This window comes from Moritella sp. PE36, from assembly GCF_000170855.1.
In the GTDB taxonomy this organism is placed as follows: Bacteria; Pseudomonadota; Gammaproteobacteria; order Enterobacterales; family Moritellaceae; genus Moritella.
Window position 1 is genome coordinate 64365 of the sequence record NZ_ABCQ01000007.1, and the last position, 18087, is coordinate 82451.

The 18087-nt window shown below is 40.7% G+C and carries 19 protein-coding genes; 5 read left to right on the forward strand and 14 right to left on the reverse strand.

The window, feature by feature from the left end; translation table 11 throughout:
* Positions 1-129 precede the first annotated feature (129 nt).
* On the forward strand, positions 130-246 hold the full coding sequence (locus tag PE36_RS06530) for a hypothetical protein (RefSeq protein ID WP_006031181.1): 117 nt from the start codon (positions 130-132) through the stop codon (positions 244-246).
* Positions 247-321: 75 nt separating this feature from the next.
* Here the strand turns inward: PE36_RS06530 and upp are convergent, their stop codons facing one another.
* Positions 322-948, reverse strand: coding sequence for a uracil phosphoribosyltransferase (gene upp, locus PE36_RS06535; protein WP_006031182.1), 627 nt, complete (start codon positions 946-948; stop codon positions 322-324).
* A gap of 222 nt (positions 949-1170) precedes the next feature.
* On the opposite strand from upp, the gene purM reads away from it, so the two are divergent.
* Entirely contained in the window at positions 1171-2211 is a 1041-nt protein-coding gene (gene purM / locus PE36_RS06540; protein ID WP_006031183.1) for a phosphoribosylformylglycinamidine cyclo-ligase, read from the forward strand.
* Positions 2211-2858: a phosphoribosylglycinamide formyltransferase gene (gene purN, locus PE36_RS06545; RefSeq protein ID WP_006031184.1), complete on the forward strand. Its 648-nt coding sequence runs from the start codon at positions 2211-2213 to the stop codon at positions 2856-2858. Before purM ends, purN begins: the two co-directional genes overlap by 1 nt.
* Positions 2859-2957: 99 nt before the next feature.
* On the opposite strand, the gene PE36_RS06550 is transcribed toward purN, so the two are convergent.
* Both PE36_RS06550 and lpcA read right to left on the reverse strand, forming a co-directional pair.
* Positions 2958-3734 carry a class II glutamine amidotransferase gene (locus PE36_RS06550; protein ID WP_006031185.1) on the reverse strand — a complete coding sequence of 259 codons (777 nt, stop codon included), beginning with the start codon at positions 3732-3734 and terminating at the stop codon, positions 2958-2960.
* Between the two features lie 157 nt (positions 3735-3891).
* On the reverse strand, positions 3892-4482 hold the full coding sequence (lpcA, locus tag PE36_RS06555) for a D-sedoheptulose 7-phosphate isomerase (protein WP_006031186.1): 591 nt from the start codon (positions 4480-4482) through the stop codon (positions 3892-3894).
* A 436-nt stretch (positions 4483-4918) separates the two neighbouring features.
* Here lpcA and fadE point away from each other — a divergent pair, with 436 nt between their 5' ends.
* Positions 4919-7435 (forward strand): acyl-CoA dehydrogenase FadE, encoded by a 2517-nt coding sequence (gene fadE, locus PE36_RS06560; RefSeq protein ID WP_006031187.1) that lies wholly within the window; start codon positions 4919-4921, stop codon positions 7433-7435.
* 135 nt (positions 7436-7570) lie between these two features.
* On the opposite strand, the gene pepB is transcribed toward fadE, so the two are convergent.
* The 10 genes from pepB to trmJ form a co-directional block, all read right to left on the reverse strand.
* A complete protein-coding gene (gene pepB / locus PE36_RS06565; RefSeq protein ID WP_043994110.1) occupies positions 7571-8869 on the reverse strand; it encodes an aminopeptidase PepB in 1299 nt (432 codons plus the stop codon).
* A gap of 133 nt (positions 8870-9002) precedes the next feature.
* Positions 9003-9200, reverse strand: a complete 198-nt coding sequence (iscX, locus tag PE36_RS06570) for a Fe-S cluster assembly protein IscX (RefSeq protein ID WP_006031189.1) — start codon at positions 9198-9200, stop codon at positions 9003-9005.
* A gap of 113 nt (positions 9201-9313) precedes the next feature.
* Positions 9314-9652 carry an ISC system 2Fe-2S type ferredoxin gene (gene fdx, locus PE36_RS06575; RefSeq protein WP_006031190.1) on the reverse strand — a complete coding sequence of 113 codons (339 nt, stop codon included), beginning with the start codon at positions 9650-9652 and terminating at the stop codon, positions 9314-9316.
* 3 nt (positions 9653-9655) lie between these two features.
* Complete coding sequence (gene hscA / locus PE36_RS06580) at positions 9656-11515, reverse strand: Fe-S protein assembly chaperone HscA (protein WP_006031191.1); 1860 nt, start codon at positions 11513-11515, stop codon at positions 9656-9658.
* Between the two features lie 30 nt (positions 11516-11545).
* Positions 11546-12064 (reverse strand): co-chaperone HscB, encoded by a 519-nt coding sequence (gene hscB, locus PE36_RS06585; RefSeq protein ID WP_006031192.1) that lies wholly within the window; start codon positions 12062-12064, stop codon positions 11546-11548.
* Positions 12065-12138: 74 nt separating this feature from the next.
* On the reverse strand, positions 12139-12462 hold the full coding sequence (gene iscA, locus PE36_RS06590) for an iron-sulfur cluster assembly protein IscA (RefSeq protein WP_006031193.1): 324 nt from the start codon (positions 12460-12462) through the stop codon (positions 12139-12141).
* Between the two features lie 9 nt (positions 12463-12471).
* The gene (gene iscU, locus PE36_RS06595) at positions 12472-12855 is read right to left on the reverse strand and encodes a Fe-S cluster assembly scaffold IscU (protein ID WP_006031194.1); all 384 of its coding nucleotides are present in this window, start codon (positions 12853-12855) and stop codon (positions 12472-12474) included.
* A gap of 54 nt (positions 12856-12909) precedes the next feature.
* A complete protein-coding gene (locus PE36_RS06600) occupies positions 12910-14124 on the reverse strand; it encodes an IscS subfamily cysteine desulfurase (protein WP_006031195.1) in 1215 nt (404 codons plus the stop codon).
* A 93-nt stretch (positions 14125-14217) separates the two neighbouring features.
* A complete protein-coding gene (iscR, locus tag PE36_RS06605; protein WP_006031196.1) occupies positions 14218-14691 on the reverse strand; it encodes a Fe-S cluster assembly transcriptional regulator IscR in 474 nt (157 codons plus the stop codon).
* A gap of 123 nt (positions 14692-14814) precedes the next feature.
* The gene (gene trmJ / locus PE36_RS06610) at positions 14815-15531 is read right to left on the reverse strand and encodes a tRNA (cytosine(32)/uridine(32)-2'-O)-methyltransferase TrmJ (protein ID WP_006031197.1); all 717 of its coding nucleotides are present in this window, start codon (positions 15529-15531) and stop codon (positions 14815-14817) included.
* A gap of 276 nt (positions 15532-15807) precedes the next feature.
* Between trmJ and suhB the strand changes: the two genes are divergently transcribed.
* A complete protein-coding gene (gene suhB / locus PE36_RS06615) occupies positions 15808-16611 on the forward strand; it encodes an inositol-1-monophosphatase (RefSeq protein WP_006031198.1) in 804 nt (267 codons plus the stop codon).
* Between the two features lie 121 nt (positions 16612-16732).
* Here suhB and PE36_RS06620 read toward each other — a convergent pair whose 3' ends face one another.
* Positions 16733-18085: a lysine N(6)-hydroxylase/L-ornithine N(5)-oxygenase family protein gene (locus PE36_RS06620; RefSeq protein WP_006031199.1), complete on the reverse strand. Its 1353-nt coding sequence runs from the start codon at positions 18083-18085 to the stop codon at positions 16733-16735.
* Between the last annotated feature and the right edge of the window lie 2 nt (positions 18086-18087).

Sequence of the window (18087 nt, forward strand, 5' to 3'; positions counted from 1 at the left end):
GGGATAATAATAACCAAACCATTCGCTATGTCCAAACATATTCCATCGCATTAACTAATTAGCGAGATAGAGAAAGAGTGACCATACTAAAGTATCAAGGAGTTAGATTAAAATGAAGGAATAATAGCGATGGATAATAAACAAACTGAAAATGACCGATATTTTGATATCGATATTGAAGATATATATATATTAAATATGTTATTGCTGTGGGGCGGATATTTGGTCGGAAATCAAGTTGAGTAAAAGAAAGAACAAAGAAACAGACATCAATAGTAGCAGTTGATGTCTGTCGAATTCAATTAAGATTGAATCTGGATACTATTTAGTACCAAAGATCTTATCGCCTGCGTCACCAAGACCAGGAACGATATAACCTTTTTCGTCTAAACGCTCATCAATAGATGCAGTGTAAAGCTCGATATCTGGGTGTGCTTCTTCTAACGCTTTTAGACCTTCTGGTGCCGCAACAAGTACAAGTACTTTAATGCGCTTACAACCTTTTGCTTTTAGCAGGTCTAATGTTGAGATCATAGAACCACCCGTTGCTAACATCGGGTCAATTACAATCGCTAAACGCTGGTCTATACTGTGAACGATTTTTTCAAAGTAAGGTATTGCTTCTAATGTTTCTTCATCACGGTAGATACCAACAACGCTTACTCGTGCACTTGGCATATGTTCTAACACACCATCCATCATGCCTAAACCAGCACGTAGGATTGGCACAACAGTTACTTTTTTGCCTTTGATTTGATCAACGGTAACATCACCATTCCAACCTTCAATTGTCTTCTGCTCTAGCTCTAAATCAGCCGTTGCTTCATAAGTAAGTAGGCTGCCCACTTCTGTTGCTAATTCACGAAAACGTTTAGTGCTGATATCAGCCGCGCGCATTAAACCCAATTTATGACGTACTAACGGGTGTTTAACCTCAACAACTTTCATGGAAACTCCTAATAAAATCAAAGTAAGTGCAATATAAAAACGCGTAATATTACCAATAACGCCCATATAATGATAGCTTATTCCAAGGAAAAGCCAGAGTTAAGAATAAAATCTATTAGCAGGTCAAACAAGGCATAATATTGTTTCTATTCTGTGATTAAAATTGTTAACATGGCGGCGATTTTTTAATCCAATTGATACGATTAGTTTGTGAGGGATCCAGTGAGCAACCAAAATACTTCTCTAAGTTATAAAGATGCAGGCGTTGATATCGACGCAGGTAATGCATTAGTAGAACGCATTAAAGGTGTAGCGAAAAAAACTAAACGCCCAGAAGTTATGGGTGGTCTAGGTGGCTTCGGCGCTCTTTGCCAAATACCTACTGGTTATAAAGAACCAGTGTTGGTCGCAGGAACAGACGGTGTAGGAACGAAACTACGCCTCGCTATCGATTTAGCTAAATATGATACGGTTGGTATTGATTTAGTTGCTATGTGTGTGAACGACCTTATTGTACAAGGTGCTGAACCACTCTTCTTCTTAGATTACTATGCAACAGGCAAGCTAGATGTAGATGTAGCGACAGCTGTTGTTACCGGTATCGGCGAAGGTTGTTTATTATCTGGCTGTGCATTAACAGGTGGTGAAACAGCTGAAATGCCTGGTATGTACCACGATAAAGATTTTGACATTGCTGGCTTCTGTGTTGGTATTGTTGAGAAAGCAAATATCATTGACGGCACTAAAGTTGCTGCGGGTGATAAACTTATCGCTTTAGGATCGAGTGGCCCTCACTCAAACGGCTATTCTTTAGTGCGTAAGATCCTTGAAGTTTCAAAAGCAGATCCAAGTCAAGCATTTGGTGATTCAACGCTAGGTGATACGCTGCTAACGCCAACTAACATCTATGTTAAGTCTGTGCTAGCTGTGCTGAAAGAGTGTGAAGTTCACGCTTTATCACACATTACTGGTGGTGGCTTCTGGGAAAATATCCCACGTGTACTACCAGCACTAACAAAAGCGGTCATTGATGAAAATAGCTGGCAGTGGCCTGAAATTTTCAACTGGTTACAAGAAAAAGGTAACGTTGAACGTACAGAAATGTATCGTACGTTTAACTGTGGTGTAGGTATGGTTATTGCGCTACCTGAATCACAAGTTGAAAAAGCACTGGAAATCTTCACTGCACACGGCGAAAATGCGTGGCTAATCGGTGAAATTGCAGACGCTGCAGAAAATGAAGAACAAGTAGAGATAAAATAATGTCTAAACAAGCATCTATCGTAGTATTAGTGTCTGGTCATGGCAGTAATTTACAAACCATTCTAGACCAGTGCGAACAAGGTTCTATTAACGGTAAAGTAACTGCCGTTTTTAGTAACAAAAGTACTGCATATGGCTTAGAGCGCGCACAACAAGCAGGTGTGGACGCAATATCACTGGCTCAAGGTGATTTTGCTGACCGTGCTGCATTTGATGCAGCGTTAATGACACAAATAGATCAGTATCAACCCGATCTAATTGTGTTAGCAGGCTATATGCGTATTCTGAGTGATAACTTTGTACAGCATTATGCTGGCAAGATGCTTAATATACATCCTTCTCTATTACCTAAATATCCAGGTTTAGATACACATCAACGTGCAATTGATAATTGCGATGAAGAACACGGTGCTTCTGTGCACTTTGTAACGCAAGAATTAGATTCCGGTCCTGTTATCTTGCAAGCAAAAGTACCTGTATTTGCTGACGATAGCGTCGATGATTTAAGTTCACGGGTGCAAACTCAAGAACATATGATCTACCCTATGGTTGTGCAGTGGTTCTGCGCTGAACGTTTAGCAATGATCGACGGTAAAGCCGTACTTGATGGTAAAGAATTAGCACAAAGCGGTTATGCTGCTGACTAAGCTAATTCATTGAACCTAGATAATAAAAAGCCTTTATCGCATTGCTGCATAAAGGCTTTTTTGTGATTGTAATTTTTATAGCGGTAATAAAATTAAGCGCTACTTATTCGTTAGCATGATCGTGCCGCGACAGAACACACAATACTCACCCGGCTGCATTTTGTGCCACACTTCATTATCCGTCAGCGGTTGTGTCGCGATTATAGCGACAACGTCAGAGTCTGACGTTTCATTCGCAAAATTAATTTCAATATTTTCATCAATTAACTGGGCATGACCAAACGGTGCTTCGCGTATAATATGATGTAAATTATTAGTACAGTAGGCAAATACAAAGTCGCCATCTGTTAATAACAAATTAAATACACCTAATGCCCGCAACTGATCACATAAGCTAGCAATAAAACGAAACACAGGTTTCATATCATCTGGCTTAACTGGAAACTGTTTACTTACTTCTTGTAAGATCCAACAGAATGCGAGCTCACTGTCAGTCTCACCAATTGGCGTATAAAAACCCGTCGCTAAACCTTGATAATCGGTTAGTTGACCATTATGCGCATAGGTCCAATTTTTACCCCAAAACTCACGGGTAAAAGGATGGGTATTCTCTAATGCAACACCACCACGATTAGCTTGGCGAATATGTGAAATAACCGCTTGGCTTTTAATCGGGTAATTTTTGACTAATTGCGCGACTTTTGATTCGCAGCTTGGCTTTGGATCACGAAAAGTACGGCAACCTTTGCCTTCATAAAAAGTAATTCCCCAACCATCAGAATGCGGTCCAGTCTTACCACCACGCTGCATCAGCCCAGAAAAACTAAAACAAATGTCGGTAGGTACATTTGCGCTCATACCTAATAATTCACACATATACTGATAACTTCACTTTTATGGCTGACAACATTAACCACTCAGGGTTAAATTAATTTCACACTCTTTCATTCTACTTAATGCCAAGCCGCTGTCTATGGAAAATACCACAATAAACCGTATTATTGGGTACTGTCATATAACGAAATACGTTGGCTTAATCAGCATAACCCATCATTTTTTCAACTAACTGGATTAATAAGTGGATCACTTTAATGTGGATCTCTTGAATACGGTCAGCATAACCAAAGTGTGGCACACGAATTTCGATATCAGCGATACCCGCCATTTTGCCGCCATCTTTACCTGTTAAGGCAATCGTTTTCATGCCTTTTGCTTTCGCTGCCGCAAATGCATTTAATACATTTTGTGAGTTACCACTGGTACTTATACCTAATAGCACATCACCTTTCTGGCCAATGCCTTCAACATAGCGTGAAAATACATATTCATAACCAAAATCGTTGCTAACACAAGACATATGGCTCACATCAGAAATGGCAATACCTGGCATTGCTGGACGATTTTCACGATAACGGCCTGATAACTCTTCAGCAAAATGCATCGCATCACAATGTGAACCGCCATTACCACAAGATAATACTTTACCACCGGCTTTAAATGAATCCGCTAATAATGCCGCTGCGGCTTCGATATTTTCACCCTGTTTCGGGTCGGCTAAAAAATCATTTAAAACTTTTGCTGCTTCGACTAATTCTTGCTGAATTAAGCCTTGATAATTTGTCATTTAATATCGCCTCTATACCAAAAATATATTTCTATAATAGTACTATTCTTTCACAAAATAATGTACCTGTATCACCCACATAAATAAAAGGTTAACCATCACCAAAAATAAGCAAAAGGCATTGAAAAGTGCTTAGTTAACACCCACTTAATACCTACTTGTGAGTAAGTTTAAGTCCAGTTTCTTGACCGAACTGACCTAAAATAAAAGCAAATAGGCAATTAAATTATCAATTCAATAACGCTACTATCAGTGAACACTTGTAACCCCAATGGGTCAAAAACAAGCGTTTAGTTACAGGTTCTATAAATAGTATGTAAATTGCATGTAAAAAACTTGCTAATTTAATAATTATCAACTAGAACTAATACTCAAACCAGTCTTCTGGTCTGACCTCTGACTTTGCTATTTAGTTGCTTAATGAAAGGAGAAAATCATGGCAACCACAATTTCACTCTTAGCCTTAGTGGCAATATTTGGTACATTATCTTACCAAAGAGCATCATTAGCTGCTTTTACCGGTGCGTTTTTTATTGCACTTGCAGCCGTTTCATATTTCGGTGATGTGCCATTAGCTATCTGGATAATAACAGCTGTAATTGCGATACCATTAAATATAACCAGTATTCGTCAAAGCTATTTAACAGCGCCTATCTTAAAAGGCTTCCGTAAGATCATGCCGGAAATGTCTCAAACAGAGACAGAAGCATTAGAAGCTGGTACCACTTGGTGGGACGCAGATTTATTCAGCGGTAAGCCAAATTGGGAAAAACTTCATAACGTGCCAGCGCCTGCGCTAACTGCTGAGGAACGTGCTTTTCTAGACGGTCCAGTAGAAGAAGCATGTCGCATGGCTGATGAGTTTGATATCACACATAACCGTGCTGATTTACCTCCAGAGCTGTGGGAATTCCTTAAAACTAAGGGTTTCTTCGCCATGATCATCAAGAAAAAATACGGTGGTCTCGAATTCTCTGCATTAGCACAATCAATGGTACTACAAAAATTAACTGGCTCAAGCGCAGTAATGGCGAGTACAGTTGGTGTACCTAACTCATTAGGACCTGGTGAACTACTACAACACTACGGTACTAAAGAGCAACAAGATTACTACCTTCCTCGTCTTGCAGCTGGTGATGAAATTCCATGTTTCGCACTAACAAGTCCTGAAGCGGGTTCTGATGCAGGTGCGATCCCTGATTTCGGTATCATATGTAAAGGCGAATTCGAAGGTAAAGAAGTTCTAGGTATGAAACTGACTTGGAACAAACGCTACATTACACTGGCACCTATTGCGACTGTACTTGGTCTTGCGATTAAACTGCGCGACCCAGATGGTCTAATCGGTGATAAAGTAGACATCGGTATTACTTGTGCGCTTATCCCTACGGATATCCCAGGTGTTGAAACTGGTCGTCGTCATTTCCCACTTAATTTACCGTTCCAAAATGGTCCAACTATAGGTAACGAAGTATTCGTACCATTAGATTACATCATTGGTGGTCCAGAAATGGCTGGTCAAGGCTGGCGTATGCTAGTTGAATGTCTATCTGTGGGTCGTGGTATTACCTTGCCATCTTGTTCTGCGGGTGCCGTTAAACTTGCTGCACTAGGCATGGGTTCTTATACTGCTATTCGTCGTCAATTTAAAGTGGCGATTGGTAAAATGGAAGGTATCGAAGAGCCACTAGCACGTATTGGTGGTAATGCTTACTTAATGGGCGCTGCATCGACGTTAACTACAAGTGCCATTGATTTAGGTGAAAAACCATCGGTGATCACTGCGATTATTAAAATGCATTTGACCGACCGCGCACAGAAATGTGCAATCGATGCAATGGACATTTCAGGTGGTAAAGGTATCTGTCTTGGTCCAAATAACATGGCAGGTCGTGGTTACCAAGCGGCGCCAATTGCAATTACGGTAGAAGGTGCAAACATTCTTACCCGTAACCTGATCATTTATGGTCAAGGTGCTATCCGCTGTCATCCGTTCGTATTAGCTGAATTAAATGCAGCAGCACTTGACGATCAAAACAAAGGCCTGCAAGACTTTGATGCCGCATTATTCGGTCACGTTGGCTTTGCAATGTCTAACTTCTTCCGTTCATTTGTAATGGGTATTACTAACGGTAAAGGTTCTGCAGCACCATTTAAAGATGAAACTGCACAATACTACCAACAGATGAACCGTTTAAGTGCCAACCTAGCCTTCCTATCTGATGTAGCGATGGGTGTACTTGGTGGTGAGCTTAAACGTAAAGAACGTGTTTCTGCTCGTCTTGGTGATATCTTAAGTCAACTGTACCTATCATCAGCAACGCTAAAACGTTTTGAAGATGAAGGTCGTCAAAAAGATGATTTACCATTTGTTCATTGGGCACTACAAGATTCATTATTTAAAGCTGAGCAAGCAATTGATGAGTTATTACGTAACTTCCCTGTTCGTGTTGTAGGTATCGCACTTCGTGCAATGGTATTGCCAACTGGTACGCGTCTATCACGTCCGACGGATAAGCTAGACCATGTTGTGGCAGGTTTACTACAAGTTCCTTCTGCAGCGCGTAGCCGTCTAGCAACAGACATGTACCTAACTGAAGAAGAAGGTAACCCTGTTGGTCTACAAGAGAAAGCCTTGAGAGACATCATTGTTGCTGAACCTATCTTCATCCGTGTTTGTAAAGAGAATGGCGTTAGATTACCACTTATTTACTTAGACAAATTTGCTGACGAAGCACTGGCTAACAAGCAGATCACAGCTGATGAAGCGGAACTATTGAAAGTTGCTGAAGAAGGTCGTTTACGTACAATTAACGTTGATGACTTTGATCCTGAAGTACTTGCTGCAGATAAGTCGTTAGTTAACCAACTAAACGGTGACTGGCGTGCACGTGCAAATGGCACAGCGAAACCAGTAAAAAAGAAAAAAGTAAAAACTGAAGCTGTTGCTTAGGTCGTTACGAAACAAGTCGCGATGAATCAATAACGGTTAATCGCAACATAAAAAAATCCCACTGGTCATCATTGATGACAGTGGGATTTTTTTTAGCCGTTAAATTTTATAACCACAGAAATTGAAGCTAATAACTTAAGCGTCTAATAATGTTTTAGCTAATGTACGTATACCGTGCCCTTTCGCGCCAGTCGCCCATAAATCATTGGCCGCTTTTTGATACGAACCCGCTAAATCTAAATGTAACCAACCTTGCCCATCTTCACGCACAAAACGCGATAAGAATGCTGCAGCTGTAGATGCCCCAGCACGTCCTTCTCCGGCATGGATGTTCGCCATATCAGCAAAGCTTGACGGTAATTGTTGTTGATGCCATTTTTCGAGCGGTAGTTGCCAAGCAAACTCATTTTCTGCTTTGGCATTCGCTAATAATGAATTAACAAAGCGCTGATCAAAACCAAATACCGCATTATAATCACGGCCAAGTGCCATCTTAGCTGCACCAGTCAGTGTAGCAGCATCAATCAAGCGCTGTGGCGAGTTTTCTTCTGCGGCAAGTAAACCGTCAGCTAACACTAAGCGGCCTTCAGCATCAGTATTAAGCACTTCTACTGTAATGTCATTTTTGTAGGTAATGATATCGCCAAGTTTAAATGCATTGCTGCTGATCATATTTTCTGCACAGCACAAGAATAACTGCACGCGTTGGTTTAAACCTTGGCGGATTGCTAATGCTAACGCACCAGTCAATGTCGCAGCGCCGCCCATATCACTCTTCATGGCCGTCATCGGCTCTGATGGCTTGATACTGTAACCGCCCGAATCAAAGGTAATGCCCTTACCCACTAATGCCGTCACTACAGGTGCATCTGCGTCACCCGTAGGATTGAAATCCAATTGCAGCATTGCAGGCGGGTGTTGACTGCCACGACCAACAGTATGGATCCCGGTAAAACCATGGGTTAACAAATCATCACCAGCAATAATCTTGTAAGTAATCGATTCTGGTGCCAATTGTAATAATAAGTCTGCCGCACTTTGCGCTAATTTAAGCGGGTACATTTCTTCTGCATCGGTATTAATGGTTTTACGCACCCAATGACTTGCTTGTTGAAAATCAATGAACGCCTTTTTTTCAATACTGCTCACTTGATCTAAACCAAAACAAGCTTGTTGATTTTCTTTCGCAGTGTAATAACCTTGATCAAATGCAATACGTAATTCAGTATTCCATAACTCGCCTTTTAAGGTTACTTTAGCTATGCCTTGATTCGATAGCTTACGTGCAGCGCGTTGAACTTGTAATGCACTCTCTGCACCATCTTCACCAAGGTGAATCGATGCGACGCCAGCATTAAAACTGATTAATGCATTATTACCCCAAAAACTGTCAGCAGGAGCAACCGTTAGCTCAACGCTCATGAAATCCTTCATTGAATATCCTTTATTTAGACGTGTTAGCAATACGTTATGTTATATAGCACTTATTTAGCTTTCATATTAACAAGTTAAAGCACAAAAAAAAGCCCATACTCAGCGTTATGCTAACTATGGGCTTATTCAGTATTTAATATTCATCAATCCAAGCAAGCATTACGGCTTCCAGTACTCTTTCACCACAATGATTAGGATCATCGGTAAAATCGTCCAACCCTAATATCATCCTACGCAAGTCTGTAAACCTAACTTGCTGCGGATCTTGCTCTGGATAATTTTCAGCTAATGTAATGGCAATTTCTGTACTATCCGACCACGCTAATGCCATAAAAAACCTCCCTAAAAATAGGTGCCGCAACAAATAGGCTGCACAGTTACTTTCAGTTTAGTTTGCTTACGCTATTTATGCGTAGGATAAAGATACCTTAGCTGCACAATCAATTAATGGCTTTCAGATACCATGTTGATCGTGTATTTAGGGATCTCTACAACCAAATCTTCATCTGCGACGATCGCTTGACAACCTAAACGAGAGTCGGGTTCTAAACCCCATGCTTTATCTAACATGTCATCTTCAAGTTCATCACTTTCTTCTAATGAATCAAAGCCTTCACGTACAATCACATGACAAGTAGTACAAGCGCATGATTTCTCACAAGCATGTTCAATGATAATTTTATTTCTTAATGCAACATCAAGAATGGTTTCACCTTTCTCAACCTCTACAGAGAGACCTTCTGGGCATAAATCTTCATGAGGTAAAAATATAACTTTTGGCATTTCTTAGACCTTATCTACCGACTGACCCTGCAACGCTTTACGGATTGATGCATCCATACGACGAGCAGCAAAATCTTGTGTTAATTTATCGACTGTTTCAATTTCTTTTTCAATAGCATCTCTATCATCACTTTGGCGAGTTTGATAAAGCTTTTGCATTGCTGTTTCAATCGCATTTTGTTCTGCATCTGACAATAAAGCTTTACCATCTTGCTGCAAGGCAACAATCAGACTTTCCATGACACGGTCTGCTTCTAGCTGTTGTTCAGCTAGCATACGCGCAGTCACATCTTCTTTCGCATATGTCATTGAATCTTTAAGCATGTTAGCCACTTCATCATCACTTAAACCATAAGACGGTTTAACTTGGATAGAAGCGGATACACCCGATGATTTCTCCATCGCTGATACACTTAATAACCCGTCTGCATCCACTTGGAACGTCACACGAATATGCGCTGCACCCGCTGCCATCGGTGGAATACCCGTTAATGAGAATCGCGCTAATGAACGGCAATCACTGACCAATTCACGTTCGCCTTGCAACACATGGATTGTCATGGCAGTTTGACCATCTTTAAAGGTGGTAAACTCTTGCGCGCGTGCGACAGGTATAGTGGTATTACGTGGGATCACTTTTTCAACTAGGTTGCCCATGGTTTCTAAACCAAGAGATAACGGCGTAACATCCAGTAGTAATAAATCTGAATCAGGTTTATTACCGACTAATACGTCAGCCTGGATCGCAGCGCCAATCGCAACCACTTTATCTGGGTTGATACTGGTCAGTGGCTGTTGGGCAAAAAACTCACCGACTTTTTCACGTACTAATGGCACCCGTGTTGAACCGCCAACCATAACGATTTCAAGTACATCGTCTTTACTGATATCAGCGTCTTTTAACGAACGACGACAGGCTAATAAAGTGCGTTTAACTAATGGTTGAATAAGACCTTCAAATGTTGAACGGCTTAATGTTCCCTGCCAATTAACATCATCTAATACGATATTAATCGCAGCGCTATCGCTATCTGTTAGTGCTTGTTTCGTATGTTTGGCTTCCGTTAGCAGCAGACGTTGCATCGCTAGCGACTGCTTACCCACAAGTCCGGCTTCAGCACAGATCCAGTCAACGACTAAATGATCAAAGTCATCACCGCCCAGCGCAGAATCACCACCGGTTGCAAGTACTTCGAAAACACCTTTGTGCAGACGTAAGATGGATATATCAAACGTACCACCACCAAGGTCATAAACCGCAATAATACCTTCTTGACCGGCATCCAAACCATACGCAATAGCGGCTGCCGTTGGCTCGTTTAATAATCGTAAAACATTTAACCCTGCAATATTTGCAGCGTCTTTCGTGCCTTGACGTTGTGCATCATCAAAATAAGCGGGTACCGTAATAACCACACCATTAAGTTCACCTGCAAGTGTCTCTGTTGCACGTGCTGCTAATGCTTTTAGAATTTCTGCGGATACTTGTACCGGATTGAGCTCACCTGCCACCGTCTTAATTAACGGTTGGCCCGATGCCGATTCAACCAGTATATTCGGAATACGCGTAGGATCAATATCAGTGAATGCTTTGCCCATCAAACGCTTGACCGAAGAAATAGTATTTTCTGGATCAGTTATCGCTTGTTGTGCAGCCTCGTCACCAACCACAACTGAATCTGTAGTATAACGAACTACTGACGGTAAAATATCCCGGCCAGTCTTATCAACTAACGTTTCAGCACTGCCACTACGGACACTTGCCACTAATGAATTGGTTGTGCCTAGATCGATACCAACAGCAAGTTTATGCTCATGAGGTGCTGCCGCTTGTCCCGGTTCAGCAATTTGAAGTAATGCCATGTTTTAGGTTCTTAAATTTAAATTATTTGATTAGTAATCAAGTAAACTATCTTCAAGTGTACTTAATTGTGCTTGTAGTTTGTAGACAAACTTTAATTTACGCACTACATTTGCCGCGTCGTGATAATGCTCAGCGCTGATTAATTTATTAAATTCTTGCAGGTACGCTTTAATGGATAATGTTAATTCATCATCAAAGTCTGCAATTTCTTGTTCAGGATCAGCGGTGTGTGGGATGTCTTCAAGACGCTCGTGTAGTTCCATTTGCTGCATTAAAAACACTGGATCTTGCAATGTCTTTTGCTCACCACGAATATCTTCATGGCAAACGGCGAGCATATATTCTGCACGTTGAATAGGCGACTTAAGAATTGAATAAGCATCATTAACTTGCGAGGATTTTTGCACCGATAATAAGCGCTCTCGCTCACTGCTATTGGCAAATTTATCCGGGTGTAGTGTGCGCTGTAATTCTCGATATGTTGTTGCTAAACCGGCACTATCTAGTTCAAAAATAACGGGTAAACCAAACAGCTCAAAATGGTTCATCTGACGACCTTCAATGAATAGATTAAATAAACAAAGCCCAAATAACCAGGTTATTTGGGCATTTCATCTCATTATTACACGTTGAAGCTTTCACCGCAGCCGCATTCGCCTTTCAAGTTAGGATTGTTAAATTCAAACCCTTCATTAAGGCCTTCTTTAACGAAATCTAATTCGATCCCGTCAAGATAAACGAGGCTTTTTTTATCCACGATAACGGTGACGCCTTTTTCAACAAAAACTTCATCGTTTTCATCAATCGAGTCAACAAACTCGAGGACATAAGCCAAGCCAGAGCAACCAGATGTTTTTACACCTAGGCGTAAACCGGCACCTTTACCACGTTTATCAAGGTAGCTCGCAACGCGTGCTGCAGCAGAGTCTGATAAGGTAACAGCCATATTTAGCTCCTAAGACGCTTTTTTCTTTTTGTAATCATCAATTGCAGCTTTAATTGCATCTTCAGCAAGAATTGAACAGTGAATTTTCACTGGTGGTAATTCTAGCTCTTCAGCAATAGTCATATTGGTGATTTCGCCCGCCTGCTCAATACTCTTGCCTTTTACCCATTCGGTAACAAGTGAGCTTGATGCGATCGCTGAACCACAACCGTAAGTTTTGAATTTAGCATCTTCGATAATGCCGTCATCATTAATTTTAAGTTGTAACTTCATTACGTCACCACAAGCAGGTGCGCCGACCATACCGGTTGCGATAGATGGATCATTTTTATCAAATGAACCTACGTTACGTGGGTTTTCATAATGGTCGATTACTTTTTCGCTATAAGCCATGATATAACTCCTTCAAACTGAATATAAATCTTCGTGAAACAAGAGTGGTCGATTTTAGTGGTGATCCCACTCGATAGTGCTTAAATCGATACCATCTTTAAACATCTCCCATAAAGGCGACATGTCACGTAGTTTACTGATGTTGTCTTTAATGATGCTGGTTGCGTAATCCACTTCTTCTATCGTCGTAAAACGACCGAATGAGAAACGAATTGAACTATGCGCCATTTCATCGTTTAGACCTAATGCACGCAGTACATATGACGGTTCTAAACTTGCTGATGTACAAGCAGAGCCAGAAGAAACCGCAAGGTCTTTCAGTGCCATCATTAATGACTCACCTTCAACAAAGTTGAAGCTTACGTTTAGGTTACTTACGATACGTTGTTCAGCGTGGCCATTTAGATATACTTCTTCGATATCGGCAATGCCTGCCCAGAAACGTTTACGTAATGCTTCAGCATGGTCTGTATCTTGTTGCATTTCTTCTTTAGCAATACGGAAAGCTTCACCCATACCAACAATTTGGTGAGTAGCTAATGTACCACTACGCATACCACGTTCATGACCGCCACCGTGCATTTGTGCTTCAAGACGGATACGCGGTTTACGTTGTACGTATAGTGCACCAATACCTTTAGGGCCATAAATTTTATGTGCCGATACTGATAACATATCTACTTTCAGTTCTGAGAAATCGATTGGTAATTTACCCGCACTTTGCGCAGCATCTACATGGAATAAGACTTTCTTAGAGCGACAAAGTTCACCCAATGCAGCGATATCATTAATCGCACCAATTTCGTTATTCACGTGCATGATACTAACAATGATTGTATCTTCACGGATTGCAGCTTCAAGGATTTCAACCGTAATTAGACCTTCAGGTGTTGGGTCTAAATAAGTTACTTCGTATCCTTCACGCTCAAGTTGGCGACAAGTATCCAGCACAGCTTTGTGCTCAATTTTACTTGTGATGATGTGCTTGCCTTTCTTCTTATAAAAATGCGCTGCACCTTTAATAGCAAGGTTGTTTGATTCAGTTGCACCCGAAGTAATTACAACTTCACGTGGGTCTGCATTTACTAAATCTGCAATTTGATTACGAGCAATGTCTACTGCTTCTTCTGCTTGCCAGCCGAAACGATGTGAACGAGACGCAGGGTTACCAAAAATGCCGTCCATAGTTAAGCATTGCATCATTTTTTCTGCTACACGTGGATCTACAGGCGTAGTGGCAGAATAATCCAAATAAATAGGTTTTTTCATCTAGTCATTGCTCCATACAACACAGTTAAACCGCTAACCGTGTTCATACTTATAATTATAATTATAATTCTATTATGTTTAATTAAACAATTATCAAATAATATTTACATCAATTTTATTTAACATTTGACGGTCATGATCTTGATCATTGACGATCTGCTTTATCTCATTATTTGTCATCAAATCAGCAAGCGATATGTTATCAAGAAAATCACTAATTCGCTTACTTAAATCATCCCAAAGTGAATGCGTTAAGCAACGTTTTCCATCATTACAACCACCCGAAGAATCACACTTAGTCGCTTTTACATTCTCATCAACTGCATCGATGATCATACCAACAGAAATATCCCCAGGTAACATGCCTAATTTATAGCCACCACCGGGTCCTCGTGCACTTGCTACCAGGTTCTTTCGACGTAATCGAGAGAATAACTGCTCCAAATACGACAGTGAAATACTTTGCCGCTCGGATATTTCAGCCAGTGGTACAGGCTTCATATCTGCGTGCAATGCAAGATCAATCATAGCTGTAACGGCGTAACGTCCTTTCGATGTCAATCGCATAGCAACCTCTAAAACTGTTATTTAAAGCTATGGTTACATACCCGACTGAAATGGTCAAGTATATACCTGACTAATTTACTCAGGTATTATTTTAACGTCACCAATTGCGCTACTTCGACGCGACTATTTTTTAAAATTACGCTGAATAGACACCAATGCACCACGTAAAATATTTAATTCTATAGTTTCAGGACGAGCACGGGTGAAGAGTCGACGTAAACGATTCATCACAACACCTGGGTGGGCTTTGTTAATAAAACCAGAATCCCACAATGTCTGTTCAAGATGCGTATGGAACATTTCAAGTTCCTCTTGTTTTGGATACGGGTTCTCTTGTTCAGGATAAGTGTTGGTAGCAAGATATGCCATACGTGTTTCGTACGTTAAGATCTGTACTGCCATGGCTAAATTCAATGAACTGTATTCAGGATTTGCAGCAACACATACATGATAAGTACATTTTTGTAGCTCTTCATTGGTCAAACCAATACGCTCACGACCAAATACCAGTGCCACTGGATAATTCGGTACTTCTTCAATTAATTTTAACCCTGCTTCACGTGAATCCAGCATTGGCCATTGCAGCGTGCGTGAACGCGCACTTGTACCAATCACAAGGCCACAGTCTGCTACCGCTTCTTCTAAGGTATCGACGATCGTTGCATTCTCTAATACATCTGCAGCACCGGCAGCTAATGCGACTGATTTCTCATCAATCTCACATAAAGGTGCCACTAGCACTAATTGCGTGAACCCCATGGTTTTCATTGCTCGAGCAGCAGAACCAATATTACCAGGATGAGATGTACCGACTAATACAACTTTTACGTTTGCTAACATAATTAATACCTAAAAAGATGCATAATAGTCAAACAAGCTATTTAAACCACAGGTTAAAAGCAAGAGTTAGACTATTATTGGAGTTGTTAATTTATGGTCGCGAATTCTAGCACAATTAACCCGTAGCGGATGTAATAAGCCGCGGTGAAAACGTAAAATATACTAAGAATAAATATAAGGCGTAAAAAGTTATGAAAATTACTTTGGATCTTTACCTTAAGTTGGTTATACTCCGCGCCCTAATTCCCGTTCTTTCAAAAATTTGGTGGTAATAGTATGCATCCGATGCTAACAATCGCGATCCGTGCTGCGCGTGACGCAGGCAATGTAATCGTAAAAGCTTATGGCGATCCTAGTAAAACTAAGGTTGAGCAAAAAGGCACAAATGATTTTGTGACTAACGTAGAAAAAGAAGCTGAAGCAGCTATTATCGCTACAATTAAAAAAGCTTACCCAGAGCATACGATCATCGCTAAAGACAGCGGTGCGACTACTGGTGCAGATACAGACTACCAGTGGATCATTGACCCACTAAACGGTCATATTAACTTTATCAAAGGTATTCCACACTTCGCAGTGTCTATTGCTTTACACGTTAAAGGTAAAGCTGAAGTTGCTGTTATCTTTGATGCTATCGGTGATGAAATCTTCTCTGCTTGTCGTGGTAAAGGCGCTCAATTAAACGGTTTCCGTTTACGTGCTGGTTCTGCTAAAGATCTATCTGGTACTGTTTTAGCGACAGGCTTCCCACACAGCATGAAGCATCAGCAAGATACTTACATGAACATCTTCGGCGCATTATTCTCTGAATGTGCTGATATCCGTGCAGCTGGTTGTCCTGCACTTAACCTTGCTTACCTAGCAGCTGGTCGTATCGACGGTTTATGGAGCATGGGTCAAAAACCTTGGGAAACTGCAGCGGGTAACTTAATCGCTACTGAATCAGGCGCTATCGTCACTGATTTCGCTGGCGGCCATGACTTCTTCAAGTCTGGTAACTCAGTTGCTGCATCGCCACGTGTACTTAAAGATATGCTTGCTAAGATCCGTCCTAACCTGACTGAATCTTTAGCTAAATAACTTGATTTTAACTAGATAGTAGCGTTAACGCGCCACATTATTAAGTAAAAAATTAAGCACAAAAAAGCCCAGTACTTGTTACAAGTACTGGGCTTTTTTAGGTTTTATTTTAGGAATAAGATTACGCCATAGATAATGTCTTCTCAGCTATCCCTTCATTTACGCTTTGTGCTGCACTTGCCGGTTCACAGTCATGTTCACTATCATCATTGGTCCATTGGATAACATGTTCATTTTCAAACAAATCAAATGCTGGAACGGGTAATAAATCATTAATGATTTTAGCAGAGCGCCAAGCCATTAAGCTCAGTTGAGGATCGGCAATACCATGACTATCTAATCCCGCATTAACGGCATAAATATGGTTATCTTGACCACCAGACCATTTCACTCTGAAGTTTGGATCAAGTTGCAATAAACCACCCTCTGATAAATCCAGCATCGGCGTTAACGCTTTAATACAATTAGGAATTTTTGACTCAAACCCGGTCGCTAAAATAACGACAGTGGCGGCATAATGTTCCTCTTTACCAGTTAAAGTATTATTAGCCATTAACTTAAAACCATTGGTCGTATTGCTCATTGCATTTACAGTTCGATGTGGCAATAAGCGCACCCATTTACGTTGTTTTTGCACTTCAAATTTATCATATAGTTCTTGATAAATAGCTAATAATGCTTCGCTTGTGATCCCATCACTGGTTAACTTCTGCGCCCGGATCTCTTGCTGTTTTACCGCTTCATCCAAATGATAGAACTGCTCAACATAACGAGGCATAAAGTATTCATTACTAAACGCTGCCTCATCTAAAGCTTGGAAATTTGCGCGTCGTGATAACCAATCTAGCTGAGCAGGTTGCCCCCAATTTCCACGTAACGCATTTAAAAATACATCAGCGCCGGTTTGACCACCACCGACCAGCACAACGCGCTTGCCAGTCAAATCAATATTACGTAAGCCAATTTCACTGGCATGGAAACAATTGTCACCTAAATAAGGTTTTATTTCTGTCGGGATATAAGGCGACTTGCCAGTCCCTAAACAAATGTGCTTAGTCTGATATTGCCCTTGGTTCGTCGTAACAATAAAACGATCGTCAACAAATTCAATCTGTTCAACAGTCTGCGAAAATTTCACATTAGTGAGTTGTTTTGAGGCCCAAGATAAATAATCAGAGAACTCAGCGCGGGTAATCGTTTTTTGCTCAGTATTTAAAAAACGATAGAACTTTTTATTTCGGACTAAATAAGCAATAAAACTATATGGACTTTCTGGTGCCACAGCGGTGACAAGATCCTTTAAGTAGGATGTTTGCATATACGTGTTTGGCAGCATTAAACCTTCATGCCAAATAAATTCTTTTTTATGCTCTAAAAAGCAGCTTGTTAAACTTGGAACCTGTTCAAGTAGCGCGGCAATACTTAAGTTAAAAGGGCCAACACCTATACCCATAATATCTGTTAATCTTTCCATCT

Coding starts and splice junctions, on each gene's coding strand:
- PE36_RS06530 (WP_006031181.1), top strand. CDS start 130: ATGGATAATAAACAAACTGAAAATGACCGATATTTTGATATCGATATT.
- upp (WP_006031182.1), bottom strand. CDS start 948: ATGAAAGTTGTTGAGGTTAAACACCCGTTAGTACGTCATAAATTGGGT.
- purN (WP_006031184.1), top strand. CDS start 2,211: ATGTCTAAACAAGCATCTATCGTAGTATTAGTGTCTGGTCATGGCAGT.
- PE36_RS06550 (WP_006031185.1), bottom strand. CDS start 3,734: ATGTGTGAATTATTAGGTATGAGCGCAAATGTACCTACCGACATTTGT.
- lpcA (WP_006031186.1), bottom strand. CDS start 4,482: ATGACAAATTATCAAGGCTTAATTCAGCAAGAATTAGTCGAAGCAGCA.
- fadE (WP_006031187.1), top strand. CDS start 4,919: ATGGCAACCACAATTTCACTCTTAGCCTTAGTGGCAATATTTGGTACA.
- pepB (WP_043994110.1), bottom strand. CDS start 8,869: ATGAAGGATTTCATGAGCGTTGAGCTAACGGTTGCTCCTGCTGACAGT.
- iscX (WP_006031189.1), bottom strand. CDS start 9,200: ATGGCATTAGCGTGGTCGGATAGTACAGAAATTGCCATTACATTAGCT.
- fdx (WP_006031190.1), bottom strand. CDS start 9,652: ATGCCAAAAGTTATATTTTTACCTCATGAAGATTTATGCCCAGAAGGT.
- hscA (WP_006031191.1), bottom strand. CDS start 11,515: ATGGCATTACTTCAAATTGCTGAACCGGGACAAGCGGCAGCACCTCAT.
- hscB (WP_006031192.1), bottom strand. CDS start 12,064: ATGAACCATTTTGAGCTGTTTGGTTTACCCGTTATTTTTGAACTAGAT.
- iscA (WP_006031193.1), bottom strand. CDS start 12,462: ATGGCTGTTACCTTATCAGACTCTGCTGCAGCACGCGTTGCGAGCTAC.
- iscU (WP_006031194.1), bottom strand. CDS start 12,855: ATGGCTTATAGCGAAAAAGTAATCGACCATTATGAAAACCCACGTAAC.
- PE36_RS06600 (WP_006031195.1), bottom strand. CDS start 14,124: ATGAAAAAACCTATTTATTTGGATTATTCTGCCACTACGCCTGTAGAT.
- iscR (WP_006031196.1), bottom strand. CDS start 14,691: ATGCGATTGACATCGAAAGGACGTTACGCCGTTACAGCTATGATTGAT.
- trmJ (WP_006031197.1), bottom strand. CDS start 15,531: ATGTTAGCAAACGTAAAAGTTGTATTAGTCGGTACATCTCATCCTGGT.
- suhB (WP_006031198.1), top strand. CDS start 15,808: ATGCATCCGATGCTAACAATCGCGATCCGTGCTGCGCGTGACGCAGGC.
- PE36_RS06620 (WP_006031199.1), bottom strand. CDS start 18,085: ATGGAAAGATTAACAGATATTATGGGTATAGGTGTTGGCCCTTTTAAC.